Here is a 21,900-nt window from a genome sequence, read left to right as displayed (position 1 = left end):
CGCTCACTCCGCCCGTGACCTACAGCCGTCGCTGGGGCGCCTCGGCGGCGGCGTGGCTGGCCGCGCTGCGGGCCAGGGCCAGCATCTCGCCCACCGCTTGCTCCAGGCCCACGAACACCGCCCGGGCGATGATGGAGTGGCCGATGGAGTATTCCTCGATGTCGGGGAAGGCCAGCAGGGGATGAATGTTGCGCAGGTTGAGCCCGTGGCCGGCGGCCACCTTGAGCCCCAGGCGGGCGGCCAGGCGGGCCGAGTCTTCCAGGGCGCTCAGGAGCTTTTGGCGGGTGGGCTCGTCCGGGGCGTTGCAATAGGCCCCGGTGTGCAGCTCCACCACCTCGGCCTCGCACTGGTGGGCCGCCTTGATCTGCTCGCTGGTGGGGTCGATGAACAGGCTCACCGCGATGCCCGCCTCGTGCAGCGAGCCCACCACCGCGCGCATCTTCTCCAGGTTGCCCGCCACCTCCAGGCCGCCCTCGGTGGTCAGCTCCTGGCGCTTTTCGGGCACCAGGGTGCAGATGTCCGGGCGCACCTCCCCGGCGATGCCGACCATCTCCTCGGTGGCGGCCATCTCCATGTTGAGCTGGCCCTTGACCACCTGCTTGAGCACCCACAGGTCGCGGTCCTGGATGTGCCGGCGGTCTTCCCGAAGGTGCACGATGATGCCGTCGGCCCCGGCCTTTTCGGCCAGCACCGCCGCCCACACCGGGTCGGGCTCGTCTATGCCCCTGGCCTGGCGCAGGGTTGCCACGTGATCGACGTTTACGCTAAGACGGGCCACAGGCGACCCTCCTTTCTTGCTATCCGGCCCGGCCGCTCGCCGGGGCCGCGCGGTCTGCGGAGCCGCCTGCTAGGCGCTGGCCGCCAGCAGTTCCTCGGTCTTGGCTTCCATCAGGCGGGCGGGCTCGCCGCCCTGCTCGTGCTCATGTCCCAATATATGCAATATGCCGTGAATTATCAGGCGCATCAAGTGTTCGTCCGGCTCCAGGCCGTGCTGGGCGGCCTCGCGGCGGGCGGTGTCGGCGCTCACCACCACGTCGCCCAGAATCTCCGGGTTGAGCGCCGGGCCCTCGCCCTCGTGCTGGGCAAAGGAGATGACGTTGGTGGGGCCCTGGCGGTTCAGCCACTCTTGGTTGATGGCCGCGATCTCCTCGTCGCCGCAGATCACCAGCGACAGCTCGGCCTCCGGCGGCTGGCCGGCCAGGGCCAGCACCCGCTGTACCCGCTCAATCAGCCCGGCGGGCAGCTCGCCGCCCTCCCAGGAATTATCCAGCAATACGCTCATGCCCCACCGTTACCCATCTTGTCGTAGGCCTTGATGATCTGGCGCACCAGGTGGTGGCGCACCACGTCTTGTTCGTCAAAGTCCACGAAGGCGATGCCATCGATGTGCTTGAGGATCTGGCTGGCCCTGACCAGGCCGGAGGTCACCCCGCCGGGCAGGTCCACCTGGGTCACATCGCCGGTGATCACCGCCTTGGAGTCGAAGCCCAGCCGGGTGAGGAACATCTTCATCTGTTCGCTGGTGGAGTTCTGGGCCTCGTCCAGGATGACGAAGGCGCTGTTCAGGGTGCGCCCGCGCATGAAGGCCAGGGGAGCCACCTCGATCACTCCCTTGGACATGAGCCGTCCCGCCTTGTCGAAGTCGATCATGTCGTGCAGGGCGTCGTACAGGGGCCGCAGATAGGGGTTGACCTTCTCGGCCAAATCGCCGGGCAAAAAGCCCAGCTTTTCCCCGGCCTCCACCGCCGGGCGGGCCAGCACGATGCGGTCCACCTGGCCCTTGAGCAGGCTGTCCACGGCCATGGCCATGGCCAGGTAGGTCTTGCCGGTGCCCGCCGGGCCGATGCCGAAGACGATGTCGTGGGCCCGGATGGCCTCCAGGTATCTCTTTTGGTTCAGGGTCTTGGGGCTGATGATGCGGTTCTTGCCGGTGAGGTAGACCTGGTCCAGGAAGATGTCCTTGAACTGGGCCGTGGGGTCGGAGCTCAGGATGCGGTAGGCGAACTCCACGTCCATCTCGTAGACCGGGTAGCCCTGCTGGATCAGGTCGTAGAGCTGCCTCAGGGCCAGGGCGGTCAGCTCCAGGGCCTCGGGCTCGCCGCTCAGGGTTATCTCTCCGCCCCGGGAGCGGGCCTTGACCCCGGCGGCGGCGGCCAACAGGCGCAGATGGGCGTCGCGCGCCCCCAAAAGGGTGCGCAGCGCCTCGTGATCGGCAAAGCTCAGGCGAAGCTCTTGGCTCTGGCTCATATTCCCCTACTCGCCCACGACGCTCACCACCACCTGGCGGCGGCGGGGCCGGTTGTCGAAATCCAACACCACGATCTGCTGCCAGGTGCCCGACAGCGGGCGGCCCCCCTCCAGGGGCACGGTGAGCGAGGGGCCCAGCAGGGCGGCGCGCAGGTGGCTGTAGCCGTTGCCGTCGCCCCAGCGCAGGTTGTGGGCATACTCGCCCGCCGCCGGGGCCAGATCCTCCAACAGGCGGCGCAGGTCGCTCAGGGCGCCGGATTCATGTTCGATGGTGGTCACCGCCGCGGTGGAGCCGGGGGTGAACACCGACACCAGGCCCTGGGCCAGGCCGCTCGCGGCCGCCACCTCGGCCACCTGGCCGGTCACCTCGTGAATGTCGGTGCCCGCCGTGCCGTCCAACTCAAGAATCCGACGAAAAATTGCCATGATATCTCCAGACCGCATATTTCATGGCGCAGCCGGACACCCGGCCCTCATGATATATGCGGGCTAAACAACCTTTACCATGCACCCACCCGCCCTAGCAACAAGCCCGGCGAGAGGCATCGCAAGGGACAAGGCGCACAACCAACTGTTTTTACTGGCCTATCAAAATGGGACCCGTTGCTAACTTCTTGACTTTTCAGCCTTCGCCGTGCTACAGGTGGTCTCATTATGCAGCAGACACCCAACTTGCTCGACTTGGCTCTGTTGATCATCATGGTCTTCTTTTTGGTGAAGGCCCTGATGCGCGGCTTCGTGCGCGAAGTCATCGGCCTGGTGGGCGCGGTGGCCGCCATCGTGGCCAGCGTGATGTTCTACGAGCCCCTGGGCCGGATGCTGGCCGACCTCTCCGCCGTCAAGGCCGCCTGGTGGCCCGCCGTGGCCTTCGCGATAATCCTTTTGGTGGTGTTTTCCATATTCCTGTATATCGGCAGCATGCTGCATCGCCTCATCCTGTCCGGCCCCCTTTCGGGCCTGGACCGCCTATTGGGCGCCGGGGTGGGGCTGGTGAAGGGCCTTTTGATCTGCTACCTGCTCATCAACCTGCTGCTGTTGGTCAATCCCTTCAAGACCCTGGAGCCCCTGCAAAAATCCATGGTCTCGCCCTACGTGGTGCGGGCGGGCAACTTCATCAAGGACATGATCCCCGAAAACCTGCTCGGCAACCTGCAAAAGAAGGCCGGCCTCATCAAGCCGGAACCCGCCCAGAAACAAAAGCCATGAGCCAGCAAGGCCGGGAAAGCGCGGGCCGGGCCCTGGAGGCCCTGGCCGAGTTGGCGGCGCGTTTGCGCGCCCCGGACGGCTGCCCCTGGGACCGGGAACAGACCCCGGCCAGCGCGGCGGCCTATCTATTGGAAGAGGCCTACGAGGCCACCGAGGCCATCGAGTCAGGCACCATCGAGGAGGTGCGCGGCGAGTTGGGCGACCTGTTGTTCCAGGTGGTGTTCCAGGCCCAGCTTTTCGCCGAGGCCGGGCACTTCGACCTGGCCGAGGTGATCGATGAGGTGCGGACCAAGATGGTGCGCCGCCATCCCCATGTGTTCGGCGAGGCCCGGGCCAGGGACGCCGGGGAGGTGCGCCAACGTTGGAGCGAGATAAAGCGCGAGGAGCGCCGGGGCACCGGCCGGGGCCTGCTGGACAGCGTGCCCCTGGGGGCCCCCGCCCTGCTCCGGGCCCAGCGCCTGGGCTCCAAGGCGGCCAAGGTGGGCTTCGACTGGGACGACGCGGCCGGGGTGTGGGAAAAAATCGAGGAGGAAACCGAGGAGTTGGCCTCGGCCGGGCCGCAAGGGGAGACGGCCGAGCTGGGCGACGTGCTCTTTTCCTGGGCCCAGTGGGCCCGCCACCGGGGCCTGGGGGCCGAGGCCGCCCTGCGCACGGCCAACCGGCGCTTCACCCGGCGCTTCAGGGCCATGGAGGCCCTGGCCGCCCGGCAGGGCCGCGCCCTGGATCAAATGAGCCACGAGGAGCGGGAAGAGCTATGGGCCGCGGCCAAGGCCCAGGAGAATCCCCTGGAAGATTCAGAGTAAAGGCAGTATTATTTATCAAGGGGTTAGGTGAATGGCTTTCTGGGGAAAACCCTTGACAAGCCCCCGCTCCGTGTCCTATATATTGCGCAACTAGTGAAGGTTTTCGCTTTTTATAAAGCTCGTAGCAACCGGGGAGGTTACAGGGATATGAAGAAAAGCAGCATCGCCGTATTGGTGGCGTTGGCTTTTGCCGTGGCGGCGCTCATGAGCACGGCGGCCATTGCCCAGGACACTAAGTCTGGCAAGGTGCCCGACAGCTTCAAGATCCAGGATTCGCTATTCAAGAAGCCCAAGAAGAGTGCGGTGGAGTTCACCCACAAGAAGCACTCCGTGGACTACAAGCTGGCCTGCACCGAGTGTCACCACACTTACAAAGATGGCAAGAACGTCTTCAAGGACGGCGACAAGGTGGCCAAGTGCGACACTTGCCACACCAGCCCCAAGAAGAACCAAGGCAAGATGCTCAGCCTGAACAACGCCTTCCACGACAACTGCAAGTCTTGCCACAAGGAGGCCAAGAAGGGCCCCACCAAGTGTAACGAGTGCCATCCCAAGTAGGCCTCGTTCGCTAGACGCGATTTAGAGAGGGTAAGGAGGGCCGGTCCTTGGGACCGGCCCTCTTTTATTTTGTCCGGCTTCGTCAGTCACCGGCGGCCCCACCACCGACCTGGAAGCCCCACCAAGCAACGCGCTATGCCGGTAGCCCGGTTGAGTCCGGCGCTCTCAGGCGACGGCAGACAAGGCGCCCGGCCAGCGAGGACCGCAGGCGTAGGCAGAACTACGCCGAGGTCCGAGAGCAGCCGGCAACGCAGTATGCCGTCGCCTGAGAGCGCCGGGGCATAAAAAAACCGCGCCCCGGTCACCAGGACCGGAGCGCGGCGTAAAGCTTTCGCTGGCGGAGGGCGCTTAGACCTCGGTCACGGTAATGGCGTCCTGCTCGCACACCTCGATACAGCTCTCGCAGCCCAGGCACTCCTCGGCGTTGACCGGCACGGCCTTGCCGTCCTGCATCTCATACACGTCGACCGGGCAAACCTCTACGCATTCCTCGTCGCCGATGCACTTGTCGGTATCAACCACCACCTCGAACATAATGTCCTCCTTGCTTGGCGAAGTTGTTCGGGATCCCCCGAATTCTCTAGTAAAACTATTATGCCCCCGCCCCCAAGGGGCGGCATCGCGGCACTAGCCCAACCGCCTGGAGCCGCTGGGGATGAAAATCACTTCTTGTCAATAACGGTCAGAAGCCGTTTGGTCAAGTGAATAATTTCCTCCCCTTTTCGCCGCCTCAGGCCTGGGGCAGGCCCAACTGCTCGGCGAGTTGGGGATGCACCTCGTAGCCCAGCTCCCGGGCCCGCACCGCATGAAAGCGGGCCTGGTCGGTGTCGCCCTTTTCGCTCAGGATAACCGCCAGGTTGTTGTGGGCCATTGCGAAGTTGGCGTTGACCTCCAGGGCCTGGCGGGCGGCCTGCTCGGCCCTGTCCGTCTCTCCGGTGCGCAAGAAAACGGTGCTCAGGTTGGTAAGGGCGTCGGGCATGTTGGGCGCGCCGTTTACCGCTTCCTTGAGATGATAGGCCGCCTCTTCCAGGCGGTCCATCTGCAGATAGGCCACGCCCAGGTTGGCCCGCACCATGGGGATGTCCCAAACCTTGAGGGCGTTGGTGAGCACCCGCAGCGCCTCCTCGGGCTGGCCCTTGCCCAGGTGGATGGCCGCCACGTTGACCATGCTCTCCAGGTGCTTGGGAGACTCGGCCATCACCTGGCGGAACTGGGTCAGGGCCTCGTCCACGTCGCCCTGCTGCATCAGGGCCACCCCAAGGTTGTAGCGCACGTGCCAGGCGCCCGGCTCGGCTTCCAGATACTGGGTCAGCCGGTCCACCAGGCCCTCCCGCAAAAAGTCGTCTTCCGGGATTCCGCTGGGGTTTTCTATCTTGCTCATGGGTCCTCGGCTATCAGGGGACGCGCCCCAAAAAAACAACCCTCCGCCAGGGAACGAACCTGCCGGCCCGGTCTATGGCGGAGGAAAAAGGCCCCTTACCGGGGCCGGAGCTGGCGAAGGTTTAGTCCTCGCCCTCGGCGTGCTTGCCGCCGGGCAGAGCGAAGTAAGTGGTGGAACCGCTGGACCAGTACTGCAGGGTTTGGTCCTGGATCATGGCGGTGGTCACCTTCTTCAAGGGCCGCTTCTCCACGCTTTCGTCCAGCTTCTGGACCTCCTTGAGCAGGTCCTTCATCATCATGCGTTTTTGCTTCTTTTCCATGACCTTGATGACGAGGTCGCGGATTTCTTGATCGGTAGCCATCAGCTATTTCCTCCCAGGATTGGAGCTTTTTTCACAACACGGGACACCATAGCCAGGGATGGCCGTGGTGTCAAGTTATTCCTAACCCTTGGCCGCTTGCAGCAGCCCCGGGGCCCACCCCGGCGAGCCCAAAACATGCACGTGGTGGTAGGTTCCGAGCACCTTGCGGCGCATTAGCCCGCCCATGTCGCCGATGAGCCCCTTGCCCCGCCGCACCCGGTAGGCCAGCTCCAGCTCGGCGCCGGGCAGGGGATGGGGCTCGGAGTAGTGGAACTCATGGGCCTTGAACTCGTAACCCACCGGCCAAAAGGGATTGGGCTTTTCCACCTGGCACAGGGTGTAGCCGTGGCCCTGGGGGCGGCGTTTCATGACGAAATCCAGCGGCAGCACCCCGGCCATGTCCCAGGCCTGGCCATCCACCACCAGACGGCGGCCCAGGTACATCAGCCCGCCGCACTCGGCGTAGATGGGCAGGCCCGCCTCGGCGGCGGCAGCCAGCGAGGCCCGGAAGGCGGCGTTGGCCGCCAGGGCCGGGGCGTGGGTCTCGGGAAAGCCCCCGCCCAAATACAGGGCGTCCACCTCCGGCAGGGCCGGGTCCATGAGGGCCGAGCAGAACACCAGGTCGGCCCCGTGGTTGGCCAGGGCCTCCAGGTTCTCGGGGTAGTAGAAGCCGAAGGCCGCGTCGCGCACCACCCCGATGCGGGGCCGGGGACCGCTGGGCGGGCTGGCGGGCAGCAGCCCCTCGGGGGGCTCGTCCTCGCTCCAGGCCGGGGCCTGGGCCATGATGTCCCTGAGCCGCTCCAAATCCACGTGGGCGGCCACGCTGCGCGCCGCCTGGTGCAGAGCCTCGGCCACCCGGGCGTGCTCCTGGGGGGGCACCAGGCCCATGTGCCGCTGGGGCATGTCCAGCTTGAGCCGGGGCACCGCGCCCAGCACCGGCAGGCCGGTGGCCTCTTCCACCGCCCGGCGCACCACCCCCTCCTGACGGGCGGTGCCCACCGGGTTGAGGATGAAACCGGCCAGGTCGAGCTCGGGGTCGTATTTCTGGCATCCCAGGGCCACGGCGGCCACGCTGCGGCTGGTCATGGTGCAATCCAGGGCCATCACCACCGGGGCCTCAAGCGTCTTGGCCAGCTCGGCGGTGGAATAGGAACCCACCGTGTCCATGCCGTCGAACAGGCCCCGGTTGCCCTCGATCACCGCCGTCTGGCAGCCCCGGGAGAAGTGGGCGAAGGAGCGGCGTATCTGCGGCCCGCCCATGAGATAGGGGTCCAGGTTGCGGCAGGGGGCTCCGGCGGCCTCGGAGAGCCAGAAGGGGTCGATGTAGTCCGGGCCCTTCTTGAAGGGAGCCACGGACAGACCCAGGTCGGCCAGGGCCTGAATCAGGCCCAGGGTGAGGGTGGTCTTGCCGCTGCCGCCCCTGAGGGCGGCCACCACTATGCGGGGGGGAACCGGGGGCATCCGTGCCTCGCGCCGGGAGTAAGGGGCCAACGGGTTTTGTGCAAAACTTGACTATGCATACATAACCCCTGGCCGCCTCCCTGGCAAGCGGCGGGCGCAAGTTTTGCGGGCCCCCGGCCGGGCTCAGGCGCGGGGCGGGGTAGACATAGAATACGTTGCTGTGTTTGAGGTTGATGACCTGGCCGGGCGTAAGTAGGGAAAAGTCGAAAAAAACCATCTGCTTTACAAGTTAATGACGGTAGAAAATCAATACCTTGAACATATTCAATCCTTTCGCCATTTAAAACTTAACGACTATGCTATTTCGGATGATTAACCACTAAAATAGCACATTATCTATTACTCTTTTTACCAGACAAAATAGAAAAAAAGTATTCATTAAATAGCTAAAGAATGCAATAAATACCACAAAAGTGTAAAGATAATAATAGTATATTCTGTTTAGAAGAACAGGGGAATACGGCGCCCCAATATAGTCAAGTGCATACCAATATAACCCAATAGCAACCAAAATCTTAACAACCATTATTTTCCAATACTTCCGCAGCCCAGCCAACTTATCTTCTGCAGACGGGTATCGTTTTATCCGCCTAAAATATATGTATGTTATTGCACTCTCTACTACTAAACAGATCGGCATCAACCAAACAAACAGCCACGCGCTATTTAATTGGCTGTATGCCGCGCTGATGTTTAAGAAATTTAGATTACCATCACCAAATAGCAACAATTCAAATTTCCCCCCCTCAGCAGGCAAACGGACTAACTCATATTAACCAATATTTGAATACGAGTTTTTGTTTGGTACTTGCCAGCTATTTTAAGTTGCCTAATTTTCCTTTAGAATTGGAGGCATCCAGTTCCTTTTCAGCGGCCTCAACTTGACTGCCAATTTTTAAAGCTAAGCCTCCTAGCTCATTAACTCGCTGTTTTGCCTTTTCTATGGTCGCTAGAGGGCTATCGTAGGTCATCACATCCAACATACTTGCAGCGTGTTCTGCATTTCGCTCCCCTATTAGCGTTTTTAGTGATTTAACAGCTCGTATTTTACCATATTCTGGCGCAGCCAACGTTAATGCGTTACCAACATCCTCTACTATCAGATATGCTGATTTTGTTTTGATAATCCACCACCCATGAAGTCCAAATAGAAGGCCATTCAACATTTTAAAGCCATCCTTACGCATACTTTCTTCTATGGCTCCTGACAGTGGTTTAAGCCCCTCCCATATCAGCTCAAAAGTGCTTTTTTGCTCCTCAGGAAGCTTGGGAACCTGTACGGTTAATTCGCCCCCGGCCTCCAAGCCCACGCCGCCCTGTACGGACACCTTTATATTCCCGGCGTCCCCCAGCCACTTGCTTTGTCCCAGGTCCTGGGCGATCCGGGCGTGCCCTAGTCCTCCTCCCCCGGTCCGATGAGCGGCAGCACCTGGTCGATCTTAAAAAACACCAGGTAGCGCTCGGTGGCCTCGCGGCCATGGTGGCCCCGGCGCAGCTGGGCCAAGAGCTCGCTATCCTTTTCCTCGCGCAGCTTGGTGAGGAACAGGCGGCGGCCCCGGGTGTTGAAGCCCTCCTCGGCGAACAGGTAGGCCGCGTGGGGGTTGGCCAGCAGGTTTTGGTGGGTCAGGCGGTCGGGCATGATGAAGGCCACGGTTTCCTGATCGATGAAATGGGGCCGCGAGTACACGGCCGCGTCCACCCGGCCCTGGCCGTCGGCGGTGGATAGCACTCCCAGGCCCTTGGCGTTGGCGAAATAATCTTTAAGCTCCATGGAAAACCTCCCGTTGTTAACGGCCCCGAGGCGGATTTACGTTTTCCTCCAGGGTAGCACGGACCGGGCGCGCCCCACAAAAAACCGCCCGGGGACGAATCCCCGGGCGGCGTGCTTTCGAGCTTAGCGCCTAGGCGCTAGGCGGCTACCACTTGAACTGGGTCGAGGTCCGCCAGGTGGTGGCGGCGAAGCGGTAGTCGTCGATGTGGTGGTGGCTGAACTCGAGACCGGTCTTCTCGAAGAACTTCTCCCACCCGATCCGCTGGGCCCATTCACCCACGCGCTCATACTTCATGGCGTCGCCGGCGTAGACCTCAACGATCTTCTTGATGGTGTTGACCGTGGTGGGCCAACGAGGAGGCTCGTTGGGGATGTAGGGCACGGCCAGCTTGGAGAACATGGGCATGCTCTTGGCGTTGGACACCTTGCCGCCCACCCACAGGGCGATGCCGTCGCCCGCGGCGTCGGCCAGGGGCATGGCGGGGCACATGGTGTAGCAGTTGCCGCAGAACATGCAGCGGTCGGCGTTCACCGCCACCGACTTGAACTCGTCCACCTTGTTGGGCTTGATGGCCGCGGTGGGGCAAGCAGCGATGGTGGTGGGGATTTCGCACATCTTGTCCAGGTGGCTGTGCTCGATCACGGGAGGCTTGCGGTGCACGCCCAGGATGGAGATATCCGAGCAGTGCACGGCGCCGCACATGTTCAGGCAGCAGGCCAGGGAGATGCGCACCTGGGCCGGCAGCTTGTGGGAGTTGAAGTAGTCGAACAACTCGTCCATGACGGCCTTGACCACGCCGGAGGCGTCGATGGCCGGGGTGTGGCAGTGGACCCACCCCTGGGTGTGGACGATGTTGGTGACGCCGGCGCCGGTGCCGCCCAAGGGCAGCGCGCCGTTGTCGGCCAGGGCCTTCTTCAGGGGCTCCAGCTTGGACTCGTCGCTGACGATGAACTCGATGTTGTTACGAGTGGTGAAGCGGAAGAAACCGCCGCAGTACTCGTCGGCCAGCTTGCAGACCTGCTCCAGGAACATGGTGGTCATGAGCCGGGTGGCGCCGCAACGCAGGGACCAGACCTTGGCGCCGGACTCGGACACGTGCACCAGCACGCCGGGCTCGAGGATGTCGTGATACAGCCACTTGCCGTAGTTGTCCTTGATCACCTGGGGCCACATCTCGTCGTATTTAGGCGGCCCAATGTCGGTGATTTTGTTGGCTTGGAATTCTGCCATTTTATAAAACCTCCTTTGAGCCTTTAGCGGGCGTGCTTCTTGCGGTAATCAGCGATATCGCGCTCGAAGCCACCAGGCACCTCATCCTCTTTGTAGAAGATGTAGGGGTTGGAACGAGGCTCCTTGACCATCTGCGGGATGGGCTTGAGCTCGACGGCCTCGATGAACGCGGACAGGCCCAGGCGCTGGATCAGCTCGCCGATGCGCTCGCGGTTCTTGCCGTTCTCATCCCACCAGTCCCACATCTTCTCGACGAACTCCTTGAACTCGTCGTAGGGCTCTTCCATCTTGATGAAGGGGATGATCAGCGAACCCATCTGGGCGCCTTCGAGGATCGGAGCCTTGGCGCCGACCAGGATGCTGGCGCCGGTATCCAGACCGGGGCGCAGGGCGCGAGGCATCACGTTGATGCAGTGCATGCAGCGGGTGCACTCGGCGTTGTTGATGGTCAGCTTGCCGTCCTCGTAGAACATGCAGCCGGTGGGGCACAGGTCGATGACGTCGGCCTTGATGTCCAGCTTGGCGTCGGCGCCGTTGGCGCCGCCGTGGGCCGCGATCTCGCCGCCCACGTAGGCGGCCACGGCTTCCTGGTCGATGCGGATGTCATCGCGCCAGGTACCGATGATGGCACAGTCGGAGCGGGCCAGGGAGGCCACGCAGCAGTTGGGGCAACCGTCGATCTTGAACTTGAACTTGTAAGGCCAAGCCGGACGGTGCATCTCGTCCTGATACTCCTGGGTCAAGGAGTAGCAGATGTCCTGGGTGTCGATGCAAGCAAACTCACAGCGGGCCTTGCCCACGCAGCAGGCCGGGGTCCGCAGAGCGGAACCGGAGCCGCCCAGGTCCCAACCCTTTTGGGTCAGCTCGGCGAAGATGGGCTCCAGCTCCTCGGTGAAGGCGCCCAGAAGCACCATGTCGCCGGTGGAGCCGTGCATGTTGAGCATGCCCGAACCACGGTTGTTCCAGATCTCCATGACCTCGCGCAGGCGCTCGGTCTTGTAGAACTTGGACGCAGGCTGGTTCACGCGCAGGGTGTGGAAGTGCTCCACGCCGGGGAACAGGTCGGGAACGTCGGAGTAACGGCCGATGACGCCGCCGCCGTATCCCAGAACGCCCACGATACCGCCGTGCTTCCAGTGGCCCTCCTTGTCTTTGTAGGAGAGCTCGAGTTGGCCCAAGAGGTCGGCACAGGCTTCATTACCGGCTTCCGCCGCTTTTTTGATATCCGTAACGAAGCTAGGCCAAGGCCCCTTAGTCAACTCGTCGAGCATCGGAGTGTCATGCATTTTAGCCATGAGAAAAAACCTCCGTGATTCTTTGCTGAGAGTTTGGACTTGCCTTGGTTCATTGTTCGGGGAGGGCCGTCAAAACGGCCCCGCCCCATATATGTTGAACCCGCTTCCTGGGGGGGTTAAACGCCCTTACCCGGGAGGCGGAATACTGCCGTCGAGAATAGCTTGGCTAACTTTACGTTTTTCCAAGACGGAACCGTAAGTCCCTATATTCACAATGGCGCGATTATAGGAAGGCCCACCAGGCATGTCAACCAAAAAACAACCTCGCTTGCCCCCAGGGCGACCGGCGGTTATTATTTCAAGTCACCACTTTACACCAGGAACGCCAGGCATGCTCCCTCCGAATCACCCCGATATCATCAACCGCCATCAGCGGTTGCGTTCGGCCGTCAAGGCCCAGGGAGTGGAGGGCTGGCTCTCGGACAAAGCCGACGCCCCTTCTGTGGATTCCCTCATCTACCTATGCAAATTCGCCTTTTTCACCGGCATCCTGACCAAGGCCCAAATCGGCGAAATATTGCAAGCGGACCGCGGCGAGCTCAAGGCCCTGGTCAAAAGCTGGTACGACGACCACCGGGCCAAGGGCTGCGGCACCTGTTAAACGACAATAATTACTTGAACTTGTTCAACGCTTCCGTCAGGGCCTGGGCGCTGGGGGGCAGATCCACCTTGCCGTCGAAGATATCGCTCACGGTGACCGGCCGCCCATAGTAGGCCGTGCTGCTGGCCTGGTCGAACTCTATGCCCGCCCCGCTCACCGAGGCCCCCAAAAAGGCCCCCGCGCTGCGCGAATAGGAGTACAGATCCGCCTTGAGGCTGCCCCCGGCTATGGCCGCCTGGGCGTCGCGCCCCACCGGTCCGGCCACCGCCGAGGCGTCCACCCCGAACTTGGCCTGGTTCTTGAGCACCGCGTCCAGACCCACCTTGGTCATGATGACCATGAACAAATCAGAGGACTGGGCCCCGATCTGGAAGCCGATGGAGGCCCCGCCCATGCGGAAGAAGGCCGGGCCGGACCATTTGCCGTCCGGGCGGCGGCTCATGATCACCCCGGTGCCGTAGTTGCCGCCCACGATGAAACCGGCCTTGATCATGCCCGGGAACAGGGCCACCCCCTTGCAGCGGGCCAAGAGCCAGCGGGGGGTGCTGGTGTCCGGGGAGCTGGTGAACTGCAACAGGCTGATGCGGGCCTGCTGCACCTCCAGGTCGGCCTCGGCCTTGTTCATGGCCGCCGCCGGGAGGGCCCAGGCCAGGAACAAGAAAAGCGCCGCCGACATGCAAATCGATCTAAATTTGGTATTCATGATCACACCTTTATTAGCCGCGTCGCGGCGATGGTTCGGACAGGAAAAAATCTAACGGCCAAGGAGACGGCGGCGCTCGGCGGCCACCGCAGCGGCCTGCTTGGGCTGCCCCAGGCGCCCGAAGGCCTCCTCGGCGCTTTTAAAGGCCTCCTCGGCCTCGTCGGCCTCCTCGGCCCGGCCCTCCGTGGCCAACAGGGTGCCTACCCCCAACAGGGCCAGGGCCTCGCGCTGGGGCTCGTTGTGCTTTTGGCTCAAGGCCCCCAGGCGGCGATAGGCGTCCAGGGCCTTTCGGTTTTGCCCCAGGCTGCGGTACACCGCCCCCAGGTATTGGCTCAGAAGCATCTGGCTGAGCTCGTCGCCCGCCTCCAGAGCCAGGGCCAGGGCCTCTTCCAGGGAGGCCGCCGCGCCATCCAGGTCGCCGGACTCCCGCTGCAGGGCGGCCCGCCGCTCCAGGGCGCTGGCCCGGCCCGGCGCGTCCCCGGCCTGGGCAAAGCACTCCAGGCCCCGGTTCAACAGACCCAGGGCCGCCTCCGGCTGGCCGGCCTGTTGGGCCAGCTCGGCCAGGCGCAGGAGCACCTGACCCTGACCCGAAAAATTGCCCAACTGGGCGCAAAGCTCCAGGGCCTCTTCCAGAGCCGCCCTGGCGGGTTGGGGCCGTTTTTTCTGCATCTGGGCCACGCCCACCACGAAAAGGGCGTTGGCCACCGCCTGCGGGTTTCCTTCCGCCCTCATTTCCTGCAAATTGTCCAGGGCTTGCCCCAAATCTATCTTCACCGGCGCTCCTTGTGCCTCACGGATAGGCATCATGGTAGACCGGCCCGCCGAGCTTGTCCAGCCGCTTGCCCAACTGTTCTCGCCGGCTGGAGAAAGGCGGAGCGCCTCCAACTCTTTTGTCACAGATGTGAATCTTTTCACTGGAAATCGCCGGCCCGATTGCCCATAGTTAAGATGCACCTAATCTGGGAGGCTATCTTGTTCAGGGTGCTACTAGCCAACGCTGAGCCTGCCCACAGCCAGAGCCTGGAGCGCCTGCTCATCGAGCAGGGCCTCAGGGTCAGCCAGGCCGACGACATGCCGCAAGCCTTGCGCGAGGTGGCGGCCAATCCCCCGGACCTGGCCATCGTGGCCGCGGCCTTGCCCCCCTCCGGGGGCTTGGAGCTGCTCAAGCGCCTCAAGCAGGACGACCCCCGCCTGCCGGTGATCATCACCTCCTCCGGCGGCCTTACCGCCGAGACCATCGAGGCCACCAAGCTGGGGGCCTTCGACTACGTGACCCTTCCCCTGGTTCCCGACGATTTCGCCAAATTGGTGCAACAGGCCCTGGACGCGGGGCGCTTCATGCGCTCGCCGGTGCGCATGGACCAAGACCAGGACCAGGAGATCACCGCCGGCGACGCCCTGTTGGGCCACTCCAGGCCCATGCAGGAGCTTTACAAGACCATCGGCCGGGCGGCGGGCACCGGGGCCACGGTGCTCATCCAGGGCGAGAGCGGCACCGGCAAGGAGCTGGTGGCCCGGGCCCTGTTCCACCACTCGGACCGGGCCGCCAAGCCCTTCGTGGTGGTCAACTGCGTGGCCATCCCCGAGACCCTTTTGGAAAGCGAGCTGTTCGGCTACGAAAAGGGGGCCTTCACCGGCGCGGCCTCCCGGCGCATCGGCAAGATTGAGCAGGCCGACGGGGGCACCGTGTTCCTGGACGAGATCGGCGACATGCCCCTGGCCATCCAGGCCAAGATGCTGCGCCTGTTGGCCGAGCGCTCTGTGGAGCGCATCGGGGGGCGCCAGCCCATCGCGGTGGACGTGCGCATCATCGCGGCCACCAACCGCGACCTGGTGCAGGCGGTCAAGGAGGAGCGCTTCCGCGAGGACCTCTACTACCGCCTCAACGTGGTGACCATCAGCCTGCCCCCGCTCAGGGAGCGGCGCGAGGACGTGCCCCTGCTGGCCGACTATTTCCTGGCCCGGGTGACCCGCCAGCTGGGGGTGCGCAATCCGGGCATCACCCCCGAGGCCTACGAGCTTTTGGGGGCCCACTCCTGGCCGGGCAACGTGCGCGAGCTGGCCAACGCCATGGAAAAATGCCTCATCTTCGGCCGGGGCCACCCGGTGGGGGCCGAGGAGGTGGCCTCCCTGGTGCTGGAGCCCGGCGAGGGGCCGGGCGGCTCGCTGAGCCCGGAGATGGACCAGGCCATCCGGGCCTGGTGCCGCCAGGGCATCGCCGCCGGGCGCACCCGCCTGTTGGGCGCCCTGCTCGGCCGGGTGGAGGAGATCATCGTCAGCGAGACCCTGGAGACCACGGGGGGCAACCGCAGCCGGGCCGCCCGCCTGCTGGGGGTGTCGCGCCCGTCGCTCCTGGCGCGGCTCAAGAAATACGGCATTGGCTGAAATGAAAGGCTCGGAATAGGAAAATCCGGGCCAAAAAGTTATTTAAAACTACAGTCTGTCAATATCCCCGCTCATGATGGCGGGCAAAAATCGCCGTATCTTGTCAGCGTCCCAATCCCACCATTGTATCTGCCGCAACTTGTCGATTGTCGTCTGGCTGAAACGTTTCTTGATCTCCTTAGCTGGAATACCGCCGACGATCGCATACGGCGCAACATCCTTTGTCACCACCGCCCTCGCCCCTATGATCGCCCCGTCCCCAATATGCACGCCGGACAGGATAACCGCTTCATATCCTATCCATACATCGTTGCCGACCACAATGTCGCCCCTATTGTCCCACGCGGAGGCAACCTGCCTTTTGTCCAGATCCCATTCCTCGAAAAAAATGGGAAACGGATACGTTGAAAGGGAGTTAAGCGTGTGATTCGCGCTGTTGAACAGGAATTTCGCCCCACAGGCTATGGAACAAAATTTGCCGATTATCAATTTGTCATGGTTGACGGGGTAATGATACAAAACATTATTTTTTTCGAACTGCGTGGGGTCGGAAACAAAGTCGTTGTACATGGTGTAATCGCCAACCGTTATGTTGGGATTGGTAATTATGCTTTTTAGGTATACCGTCTCGAAGTCATTGGTCCGCGGATATATTGTTTCATCTTGGATGGCCATAACCCACCTGTTTTTACTTGTTGTTTAGACTGGTTCGGCCACAGGATGGCGCCTTCCCGCCTTATCGCCGGCCCCTCGCCAAACAAAAACCGCCTAAAAATACTCCGACAAACATAACGGGGCAAGCAAACCCCGGCTTCCCAAGTATCCAATACCCCAGACTATGCAGCGGCCGCCGCGCGCGGCCTCGATTTTGGTCCTTTGTTGCCCGGCACGACCTTGCACAAGGCCGAGTCCGTACCCAATGGCTTCACGGTTCATAGGGGCCGGGCCCAATCCCCTGCCGTCGTATACCTTTACAGCTTGTAAAAAAATCCGACAGGCGCAAGGCCACAAACCCTTCGCCGGGAGCCCCGGCCCTGGCGGGCAGCTTCAAGCTTATTAGAGTAACAGACAGTTTTTATTAGATAATTCAATTATAATTTTTAAATGTGAACCGCTGGTGAAAATTGGCACATCAATTGCCACTATGCAGGGCGGAACCTGAACGGGAAGAACGCCCATGCAAACCGCCCGCGTAAGACCGGCCGCCTACTACCGCAGCCTCACCCGCAACCTGGTTTTGTTCGTGGTGGTCGTCTCCCTGCTGCCCCTGTTCCTTACGGGCGCCATCATCCTCTACCAGTTCAAACAGGCCTACCAGACCAAGGTGGAAGAGAACCTGGAGGTGCTGCTCAACAAGCACTGCCACACCATCGACGCCTTCTTGATCGACCGCCTGGCCGACATCCGGGTCTTGGCCCGCTCCTACACCGTGCCCGACCTGGAGAACCCGGACCTTTTAAAGGTGAAGCTGGGGCTGTTGCGCGAGGAGTACAGCGGGGTCTACGTGGACCTGGGCCTGGTGGACGCCAAGGGGGCCCAGGTGGCCTACGCCGGCCCCTACAACCTCACCGGGGCCAACTACTCCACCGCCCAGTGGTTCCATGAGGCCATGCAGAGCGAGCACTTCATCTCCGACGTCTTCGCGGGCCTGAGAGGCAGCCCCCACTTCATCGTGGCGGTGAGAATGCACTACGAAGGCAACGACTGGCTCTTAAAGGCCACCATCGACTTCGAGGCCTTCAACGCCCTGGTGGAGAACCTGCGCATCGGCGAGACCGGCTTCGCCTTCATCCTCAACCGGCAAAGCGAGCTGCAGACCAAGCCCCGCCAGGAGGTGATCCTGTCTTCCGGAGCCTGGCAGGAACTGCTGCAGACCCCCCTGGCCCCGGGCAAGGTCACCATCGTGGAGCAGCCCGACTCGCTGGGCCGGGACATGATCTACGCCGCCGCTCCGCTCAAGAAGGGCCAGTGGATCATCTGCGCCCAGCAGGAAGTGTCCGACGCCTTTTTATACCTGGTGCAGGCCCAGCGGGCGGCCATCGCCATTTTCGTGATCGGGGGCCTGCTCATCGTGGCGGTCTCCCTTATCGTGGCCCGCCGGCTGGTGCGGCGCATTGCCGAGGCCGACGAGCAAAAGGAAGCCATGAACGAGAAGATGATAGAAGCGGGCCGCCTGGCCTCCATCGGCGAGCTGGCCGCGGGCATCGCCCACGAGATCAACAACCCGGTGGCCATCATGGTGGAGGAAGCGGGCTGGATCGAGGATCTGATGAGCGACGAGGGGCCCTTGAGCGAGGAGACCCTGGCCGAGATCCAGCGGGCGGTGCAGCAGATCCAGGAGCAGGGGGACCGCTGCAAGCAAATCACCCACAAGCTGTTGTCTTTCGCCCGCAAGACCGACCCCACCATCAAGCCGGTGGACTTGAACGGCCTGGTGGACGAGGTGCTGGGCCTGGTGGCCCAGAAGTCGCGCTACGCCGGGGTGAAGCTCACCACCGCCCTGGACCAGGGCCTACCCAAGGTGGCGGCCAGCCCCAGCGAGCTGCAACAGGTGCTTTTGAACCTGGTGAACAACGCGGTGGACGCCATCAACGCCGAGGGCGGCACGGTAAACGTGACCACCACCCAGGAGAACGGCCGGGTCAAGCTGAGCGTGTCCGACACCGGCATCGGCATCGCCGACGCCAACCTGGCGCGCATCTTCGACCCCTTCTACACCACCAAGCCGGTGGGCCAGGGCACCGGCCTGGGCCTGTCCATCTGCTACGGCATCATCAACAAGTTGGGCGGGGAGATCAAGGTGACCAGCGCCAAGGGCGAGGGCTCCACCTTCACCGTCATCTTGCCCGCCCGCCAAGATACGACTCCGGCCCCCGCGGGAGCGCCCGGGACCGGACAGGGTTAGGACCAATGGCTGTCATTTTTGGAGGAATCAAATGGTTGTGATCAACCCCTCGGTGCTCCTGGTGGACGATGAAGTCCCCTTTGTGGAGACCATGGCCAAGCGGCTGGCCAAGCGGGAACTCGCCGTGGAGACCGCGTTCAGCGGCAAGGAGGCCCTGGAAAAGCTGGAAGGCGGGGGGCCCAGCCGCATCGACGTGGTGATCCTGGACGTGAAGATGCCGGGCATGGACGGCCTGGAGACCCTGGCCGCCATCAAGGGCAAGCACCCCAACGTGGAGGTGATCATGCTCACCGGCCACGCCACGGTGGAAAGCGCCATCGAAGGCATGAAGAGCGGGGCCTACGACTACCTCATGAAGCCCTGCGAGATGGACCTGTTGATGGCCAAGGTCGGCGAGGCCGTGGCCAAAAAGCGGGCCCACGAGGCCAAGATTTTGGACGCGCGGGTCAGGGTGCACGCCCTCCGGCGCGAGTCGTAGCCGGGAGTTGGGGAGCGAAGGGAGCGGGTGATGAGCAACCAAGGCGCCGAACGGCTCAAGGTCTTGTTGGTCGATGACGAGCCGGGCTACCTGGAGGTGCTCAACAAGCGCATGAGCAAGCGCAACCTGGAGGTGACCACGGCCCGCTCGGGCACCGAGGCCGTGCAACAGGCCCGGCAGCAGAGCTTCGACGTGGCGGTGGTGGATCTGAAGATGGAAGACATGGACGGCATCGAGGTGCTCAAGGTGCTCAAGATGATGGACCCCGATCTGGCGGTCATCATCCTCACCGGCCACGGCTCGGAGCAGGCGGCCCGCGAGGGCATGGCCCTGGGCGCCTTCGACTACCTGACCAAGCCTTGCGAACTGGGCGACCTGTTGGCCCGCATCCAAGCCTCGCAAGCAAGCCGGAATTCGAGTGGAAGCTGATTTTCAACCAACCGAAGCATCGGAAGGCATATAACCATGAATTTCTTTAAAGGACTGGGACAGTGCATGGTGGCCGGAGCCCAGGCCCACGCCAGGTGGGAGATCGCCACGGCCAACACCATCCTGGGCGATAAAAAGCGCCTGATAATCTTGGGACTGATGCTGGTGCCCGCCATCCTGGGCGGCATCGCCTTCGCCGACCAGATTCACTCGGCCCTGCCCGACGTCTTGGGCGGCAAGAAGGCCTACAGCCCCGCCTTTTACAGCACCGGCATCTTCATCGCCTCCATCCTCATCGGCCTGTGCGCCGGGCTCATCACCGGCTGCATCGGCGCGGGCGGCGGCTTCATCATCGCCCCGGCCCTGATGAGCGCGGGCATCAAGGGCATCCTGGCCGTGGGCACCGACCTGTTCCACATCTTCGCCAAGGCCATCATGGGCAGCGTGATCCACCGCAAGCTGGGCAACGTGTCGGTGTCGCTGGCGGTCACCTTCCTCATAGGGGCCATCGGCGGCGCCACCTGCGGCGGGGTGATCAACCGGGTGCTCTACGAGATCAACCCGGTGCTAAGTGACGCCTTCATCACCACCATCTACGCGGTGATGCTGGGCGGGCTGGGCTTCTACGCCCTGATGGACTTCCTAAAGTGCCGCAAAAGCGCCGCGGCCTGTGAGCTGCCCCACGGGGGCAAGATGGAAGGCGCGGAGTTGGGCAACCTGCCCCAGAAGCTCCAGGGCATGAAGCTTCCCCCCATGGTGCGCTTCGACCAGAGCCTGGTGCCCGGCGGACGGGCCATCAGCGCCTGGTTCTTGATCGTCGCCGGCTTCATCGTGGGCCTGGCCGCGGGCATCATGGGCGTAGGCGGCGGATTCTTGACCTTCCCCATCTTCGTCTACACCCTGGGGGTCAGCTCCATGACCACCGTGGGCACCGACATCTTCCAGATCGTGTTCACCGCCGGTTACGCGGCCATCAGCCAGTACGCCATCTACGGCTTCATCTTCTACACCCTGGCCATGGGCATGCTCATCGGCTCGCTGCTGGGCATCCAGGTGGGGGCCATGGTCACCAAGGTGGTGCCGGGCACCACCATCCGCGGCTTCTACGCCATGGCCGTGCTGGCCGGGTTCATGAACCGCATCTTCGCCCTGCCGGGCAAGCTGGCCGACATGGAGATCATCAACCTGAGCAAGACCACGGTCTTCTGGCTGGACCAGATAGGCATCTGGGGGTTCTTCCTGGTGATCGGCGGTTTCGCGGTGTGGGTGATCGGCACCTTCTTCAAGAACACCAAAAACCTGCGCACGGCCCATCCCGCCGGCGCGGCCCTGGGCGAGGAGGCGACCTCATGAGCAAGCAAGCCAAAAGCCAGAAGTTCCACATGACCACCGGGTTGATAATGGTGCTGGTGTTCGTGGGCGTGCTCATCGCCTTCTTCTCGCCCATCTTCAACGGGCACAACGGGCTGGACTATCTGGACAGCCTATACAACTCCATCTCCAAGAACTCCGCCTACTACATTCCCGAGCTCAACAAGCAGGCGGCCAAGTATGACGGGACCAAGCTGGAGGCCACCCTGACCCTGCCCGACGCCGATACGGCGGCCCAGGCGGCCCTGTTGTTCGCCGGAGCCGGGGCCCAGGCCGCGGCCGAGGGCGACAAGCTCAAGATCAACGGCGATCTGGGCAAGGTGTTCGCCTCCACCCTGACCGACACCGAGTCCATGTATCACAACCAGGGGGACAAGCTCGCGGCCCGCTACCAGGGTAAGGACGCCCGGCTGATGCTCTACACCTGGTGGCGCAGCTACGCCGCCCTGGAAAAGGCCCTGAACCGGCAAAAGAACTTCGCCCAGGCCAAGTTCGTCGCGGTGGTGCAGGCCAAGGCGGTGGAGATGACCTACAACTACTACGGCATAGAGCCGCAAAGCATCGGCGAACGCTGGCTGATCGTTGCCATCTCGCTACTGTTCTACGTGGTCTACACCCTGTGGTACGGCTTCGGGGTGATGTATATGTTCGAAGGAGCCGGATATCAGCTGGAACACTAACAGCAAGGTCAGCGTCAAGGGGCCGCCCTTCGGG

At 62.8% G+C, this 21,900-nt stretch carries 25 protein-coding genes; 10 read left to right on the top strand and 15 right to left on the bottom strand.

The features are described 5' to 3' along the window. Positions 1 to 19: 19 nt before the first annotated feature. The 4 genes from AACH32_RS00875 to AACH32_RS00860 all read right to left on the bottom strand — a co-directional run bounded on the left by AACH32_RS00875 (position 20) and on the right by AACH32_RS00860 (position 2,673). Entirely contained in the window at positions 20 to 778 is a 759-nt protein-coding gene (locus tag AACH32_RS00875) for a pyridoxine 5'-phosphate synthase (RefSeq protein ID WP_338604415.1), read from the bottom strand. Positions 779 to 847: 69 nt separating this feature from the next. Then, positions 848 to 1,282 (bottom strand): rRNA maturation RNase YbeY, encoded by a 435-nt coding sequence (ybeY, locus tag AACH32_RS00870; RefSeq protein ID WP_338604413.1) that lies wholly within the window; start codon positions 1,280 to 1,282, stop codon positions 848 to 850. Beyond that, a complete protein-coding gene (locus AACH32_RS00865; protein WP_338604411.1) occupies positions 1,279 to 2,247 on the bottom strand; it encodes a PhoH family protein in 969 nt (322 codons plus the stop codon). Before AACH32_RS00865 ends, ybeY begins: the two co-directional genes overlap by 4 nt. 6 nt (positions 2,248 to 2,253) lie before the next feature. Continuing rightward, positions 2,254 to 2,673 (bottom strand): secondary thiamine-phosphate synthase enzyme YjbQ, encoded by a 420-nt coding sequence (locus AACH32_RS00860; RefSeq protein WP_338604407.1) that lies wholly within the window; start codon positions 2,671 to 2,673, stop codon positions 2,254 to 2,256. Positions 2,674 to 2,901: 228 nt separating this feature from the next. Between AACH32_RS00860 and AACH32_RS00855 the strand changes: the two genes are divergently transcribed. From AACH32_RS00855 to AACH32_RS00845, 3 genes are all read left to right on the top strand, one after another. Beyond that, positions 2,902 to 3,453: a CvpA family protein gene (locus AACH32_RS00855; protein WP_338604404.1), complete on the top strand. Its 552-nt coding sequence runs from the start codon at positions 2,902 to 2,904 to the stop codon at positions 3,451 to 3,453. Continuing rightward, a complete protein-coding gene (gene mazG, locus AACH32_RS00850; protein WP_338604401.1) occupies positions 3,450 to 4,256 on the top strand; it encodes a nucleoside triphosphate pyrophosphohydrolase in 807 nt (268 codons plus the stop codon). Before AACH32_RS00855 ends, mazG begins: the two co-directional genes overlap by 4 nt. Before the next feature lie 147 nt (positions 4,257 to 4,403). Then, entirely contained in the window at positions 4,404 to 4,814 is a 411-nt protein-coding gene (locus tag AACH32_RS00845) for a cytochrome c3 family protein (RefSeq protein ID WP_338604399.1), read from the top strand. A 348-nt stretch (positions 4,815 to 5,162) separates the two neighbouring features. Here the strand turns inward: AACH32_RS00845 and AACH32_RS00840 are convergent, their stop codons facing one another. From AACH32_RS00840 to dsrA, 8 genes are all read right to left on the bottom strand, one after another. After that, entirely contained in the window at positions 5,163 to 5,348 is a 186-nt protein-coding gene (locus AACH32_RS00840) for a ferredoxin (protein WP_338604397.1), read from the bottom strand. 196 nt (positions 5,349 to 5,544) lie between these two features. Next, positions 5,545 to 6,195, bottom strand: a complete 651-nt coding sequence (locus AACH32_RS00835; RefSeq protein ID WP_338604395.1) for a tetratricopeptide repeat protein — start codon at positions 6,193 to 6,195, stop codon at positions 5,545 to 5,547. A gap of 121 nt (positions 6,196 to 6,316) precedes the next feature. Continuing rightward, positions 6,317 to 6,556, bottom strand: a complete 240-nt coding sequence (locus AACH32_RS00830) for a dissimilatory sulfite reductase D family protein (RefSeq protein WP_338604392.1) — start codon at positions 6,554 to 6,556, stop codon at positions 6,317 to 6,319. Positions 6,557 to 6,637: 81 nt separating this feature from the next. Beyond that, positions 6,638 to 8,017: a cobyrinate a,c-diamide synthase gene (locus AACH32_RS00825; RefSeq protein WP_338604390.1), complete on the bottom strand. Its 1,380-nt coding sequence runs from the start codon at positions 8,015 to 8,017 to the stop codon at positions 6,638 to 6,640. Between the two features lie 815 nt (positions 8,018 to 8,832). Then, a complete protein-coding gene (locus AACH32_RS00820) occupies positions 8,833 to 9,345 on the bottom strand; it encodes a hypothetical protein (protein ID WP_338604388.1) in 513 nt (170 codons plus the stop codon). 65 nt (positions 9,346 to 9,410) lie between these two features. Next, on the bottom strand, positions 9,411 to 9,788 hold the full coding sequence (locus AACH32_RS00815; RefSeq protein ID WP_338604385.1) for a pyridoxamine 5'-phosphate oxidase family protein: 378 nt from the start codon (positions 9,786 to 9,788) through the stop codon (positions 9,411 to 9,413). Positions 9,789 to 9,933: 145 nt separating this feature from the next. Continuing rightward, a complete protein-coding gene (dsrB, locus tag AACH32_RS00810; protein ID WP_338604382.1) occupies positions 9,934 to 11,019 on the bottom strand; it encodes a dissimilatory-type sulfite reductase subunit beta in 1,086 nt (361 codons plus the stop codon). A 23-nt stretch (positions 11,020 to 11,042) separates the two neighbouring features. Beyond that, the gene (gene dsrA, locus AACH32_RS00805) at positions 11,043 to 12,314 is read right to left on the bottom strand and encodes a dissimilatory-type sulfite reductase subunit alpha (protein WP_350341528.1); all 1,272 of its coding nucleotides are present in this window, start codon (positions 12,312 to 12,314) and stop codon (positions 11,043 to 11,045) included. Positions 12,315 to 12,645: 331 nt separating this feature from the next. On the opposite strand from dsrA, the gene AACH32_RS00800 reads away from it, so the two are divergent. Beyond that, positions 12,646 to 12,915: a hypothetical protein gene (locus AACH32_RS00800; RefSeq protein ID WP_338604380.1), complete on the top strand. Its 270-nt coding sequence runs from the start codon at positions 12,646 to 12,648 to the stop codon at positions 12,913 to 12,915. Between the two features lie 10 nt (positions 12,916 to 12,925). On the opposite strand, the gene AACH32_RS00795 is transcribed toward AACH32_RS00800, so the two are convergent. Both AACH32_RS00795 and AACH32_RS00790 read right to left on the bottom strand, forming a co-directional pair. Beyond that, complete coding sequence (locus AACH32_RS00795) at positions 12,926 to 13,618, bottom strand: lipid-binding SYLF domain-containing protein (RefSeq protein WP_338604377.1); 693 nt, start codon at positions 13,616 to 13,618, stop codon at positions 12,926 to 12,928. Between the two features lie 51 nt (positions 13,619 to 13,669). After that, positions 13,670 to 14,392: a tetratricopeptide repeat protein gene (locus AACH32_RS00790; protein ID WP_338604374.1), complete on the bottom strand. Its 723-nt coding sequence runs from the start codon at positions 14,390 to 14,392 to the stop codon at positions 13,670 to 13,672. A gap of 207 nt (positions 14,393 to 14,599) precedes the next feature. Between AACH32_RS00790 and AACH32_RS00785 the strand changes: the two genes are divergently transcribed. Continuing rightward, positions 14,600 to 16,003 carry a sigma-54-dependent transcriptional regulator gene (locus AACH32_RS00785; RefSeq protein ID WP_338606639.1) on the top strand — a complete coding sequence of 468 codons (1,404 nt, stop codon included), beginning with the start codon at positions 14,600 to 14,602 and terminating at the stop codon, positions 16,001 to 16,003. A 48-nt stretch (positions 16,004 to 16,051) separates the two neighbouring features. On the opposite strand, the gene AACH32_RS00780 is transcribed toward AACH32_RS00785, so the two are convergent. After that, positions 16,052 to 16,678 carry a CatB-related O-acetyltransferase gene (locus AACH32_RS00780; protein ID WP_338604372.1) on the bottom strand — a complete coding sequence of 209 codons (627 nt, stop codon included), beginning with the start codon at positions 16,676 to 16,678 and terminating at the stop codon, positions 16,052 to 16,054. Between the two features lie 502 nt (positions 16,679 to 17,180). Here AACH32_RS00780 and AACH32_RS00775 point away from each other — a divergent pair. The 5 genes from AACH32_RS00775 to AACH32_RS00755 are packed head-to-tail and all read left to right on the top strand — an operon-like array spanning position 17,181 to position 21,866. Beyond that, positions 17,181 to 18,908, top strand: coding sequence for a sensor histidine kinase (locus AACH32_RS00775; RefSeq protein ID WP_338604370.1), 1,728 nt, complete (start codon positions 17,181 to 17,183; stop codon positions 18,906 to 18,908). A gap of 31 nt (positions 18,909 to 18,939) precedes the next feature. Next, positions 18,940 to 19,386 (top strand): response regulator, encoded by a 447-nt coding sequence (locus tag AACH32_RS00770; RefSeq protein WP_338604367.1) that lies wholly within the window; start codon positions 18,940 to 18,942, stop codon positions 19,384 to 19,386. A 30-nt stretch (positions 19,387 to 19,416) separates the two neighbouring features. After that, positions 19,417 to 19,815, top strand: a complete 399-nt coding sequence (locus tag AACH32_RS00765) for a response regulator (RefSeq protein WP_338604364.1) — start codon at positions 19,417 to 19,419, stop codon at positions 19,813 to 19,815. Between the two features lie 36 nt (positions 19,816 to 19,851). Beyond that, positions 19,852 to 21,168 (top strand): sulfite exporter TauE/SafE family protein, encoded by a 1,317-nt coding sequence (locus AACH32_RS00760; protein ID WP_338604362.1) that lies wholly within the window; start codon positions 19,852 to 19,854, stop codon positions 21,166 to 21,168. After that, positions 21,165 to 21,866, top strand: a complete 702-nt coding sequence (locus AACH32_RS00755) for a hypothetical protein (protein ID WP_338604360.1) — start codon at positions 21,165 to 21,167, stop codon at positions 21,864 to 21,866. The genes AACH32_RS00760 and AACH32_RS00755 overlap by 4 nt, the downstream gene beginning before the upstream one ends. Positions 21,867 to 21,900 lie beyond the last annotated feature (34 nt).

Origin of the sequence: Desulfoferula mesophila, assembly GCF_037076455.1 — a bacterium.
GTDB lineage: Bacteria > Desulfobacterota > Desulfarculia > Desulfarculales > Desulfarculaceae > Desulfoferula > Desulfoferula mesophila.
Note: the sequence above shows the minus strand (reverse complement) of the source record. Positions and strands in the feature narration are given on the sequence as shown.

What these genes read in the sequence shown, in the direction of transcription:
- AACH32_RS00835 (WP_338604395.1), bottom strand. Translation starts at nt 6,195, where the DNA reads ATGAGCAAGATAGAAAACCCCAGCGGAATCCCGGAAGACGACTTTTTG.
- AACH32_RS00800 (WP_338604380.1), top strand. Translation starts at nt 12,646, where the DNA reads ATGCTCCCTCCGAATCACCCCGATATCATCAACCGCCATCAGCGGTTG.
- AACH32_RS00765 (WP_338604364.1), top strand. Translation starts at nt 19,417, where the DNA reads ATGAGCAACCAAGGCGCCGAACGGCTCAAGGTCTTGTTGGTCGATGAC.
- AACH32_RS00840 (WP_338604397.1), bottom strand. Translation starts at nt 5,348, where the DNA reads ATGTTCGAGGTGGTGGTTGATACCGACAAGTGCATCGGCGACGAGGAA.
- ybeY (WP_338604413.1), bottom strand. Translation starts at nt 1,282, where the DNA reads ATGAGCGTATTGCTGGATAATTCCTGGGAGGGCGGCGAGCTGCCCGCC.
- AACH32_RS00865 (WP_338604411.1), bottom strand. Translation starts at nt 2,247, where the DNA reads ATGAGCCAGAGCCAAGAGCTTCGCCTGAGCTTTGCCGATCACGAGGCG.
- AACH32_RS00815 (WP_338604385.1), bottom strand. Translation starts at nt 9,788, where the DNA reads ATGGAGCTTAAAGATTATTTCGCCAACGCCAAGGGCCTGGGAGTGCTA.
- AACH32_RS00860 (WP_338604407.1), bottom strand. Translation starts at nt 2,673, where the DNA reads ATGGCAATTTTTCGTCGGATTCTTGAGTTGGACGGCACGGCGGGCACC.
- AACH32_RS00825 (WP_338604390.1), bottom strand. Translation starts at nt 8,017, where the DNA reads ATGCCCCCGGTTCCCCCCCGCATAGTGGTGGCCGCCCTCAGGGGCGGC.
- AACH32_RS00770 (WP_338604367.1), top strand. Translation starts at nt 18,940, where the DNA reads ATGGTTGTGATCAACCCCTCGGTGCTCCTGGTGGACGATGAAGTCCCC.
- AACH32_RS00775 (WP_338604370.1), top strand. Translation starts at nt 17,181, where the DNA reads ATGCAAACCGCCCGCGTAAGACCGGCCGCCTACTACCGCAGCCTCACC.
- AACH32_RS00755 (WP_338604360.1), top strand. Translation starts at nt 21,165, where the DNA reads ATGAGCAAGCAAGCCAAAAGCCAGAAGTTCCACATGACCACCGGGTTG.
- AACH32_RS00760 (WP_338604362.1), top strand. Translation starts at nt 19,852, where the DNA reads ATGAATTTCTTTAAAGGACTGGGACAGTGCATGGTGGCCGGAGCCCAG.
- AACH32_RS00845 (WP_338604399.1), top strand. Translation starts at nt 4,404, where the DNA reads ATGAAGAAAAGCAGCATCGCCGTATTGGTGGCGTTGGCTTTTGCCGTG.
- AACH32_RS00795 (WP_338604377.1), bottom strand. Translation starts at nt 13,618, where the DNA reads ATGAATACCAAATTTAGATCGATTTGCATGTCGGCGGCGCTTTTCTTG.
- AACH32_RS00780 (WP_338604372.1), bottom strand. Translation starts at nt 16,678, where the DNA reads ATGGCCATCCAAGATGAAACAATATATCCGCGGACCAATGACTTCGAG.
- AACH32_RS00830 (WP_338604392.1), bottom strand. Translation starts at nt 6,556, where the DNA reads ATGGCTACCGATCAAGAAATCCGCGACCTCGTCATCAAGGTCATGGAA.
- mazG (WP_338604401.1), top strand. Translation starts at nt 3,450, where the DNA reads ATGAGCCAGCAAGGCCGGGAAAGCGCGGGCCGGGCCCTGGAGGCCCTG.
- AACH32_RS00855 (WP_338604404.1), top strand. Translation starts at nt 2,902, where the DNA reads ATGCAGCAGACACCCAACTTGCTCGACTTGGCTCTGTTGATCATCATG.
- dsrA (WP_350341528.1), bottom strand. Translation starts at nt 12,314, where the DNA reads ATGGCTAAAATGCATGACACTCCGATGCTCGACGAGTTGACTAAGGGG.
- dsrB (WP_338604382.1), bottom strand. Translation starts at nt 11,019, where the DNA reads ATGGCAGAATTCCAAGCCAACAAAATCACCGACATTGGGCCGCCTAAA.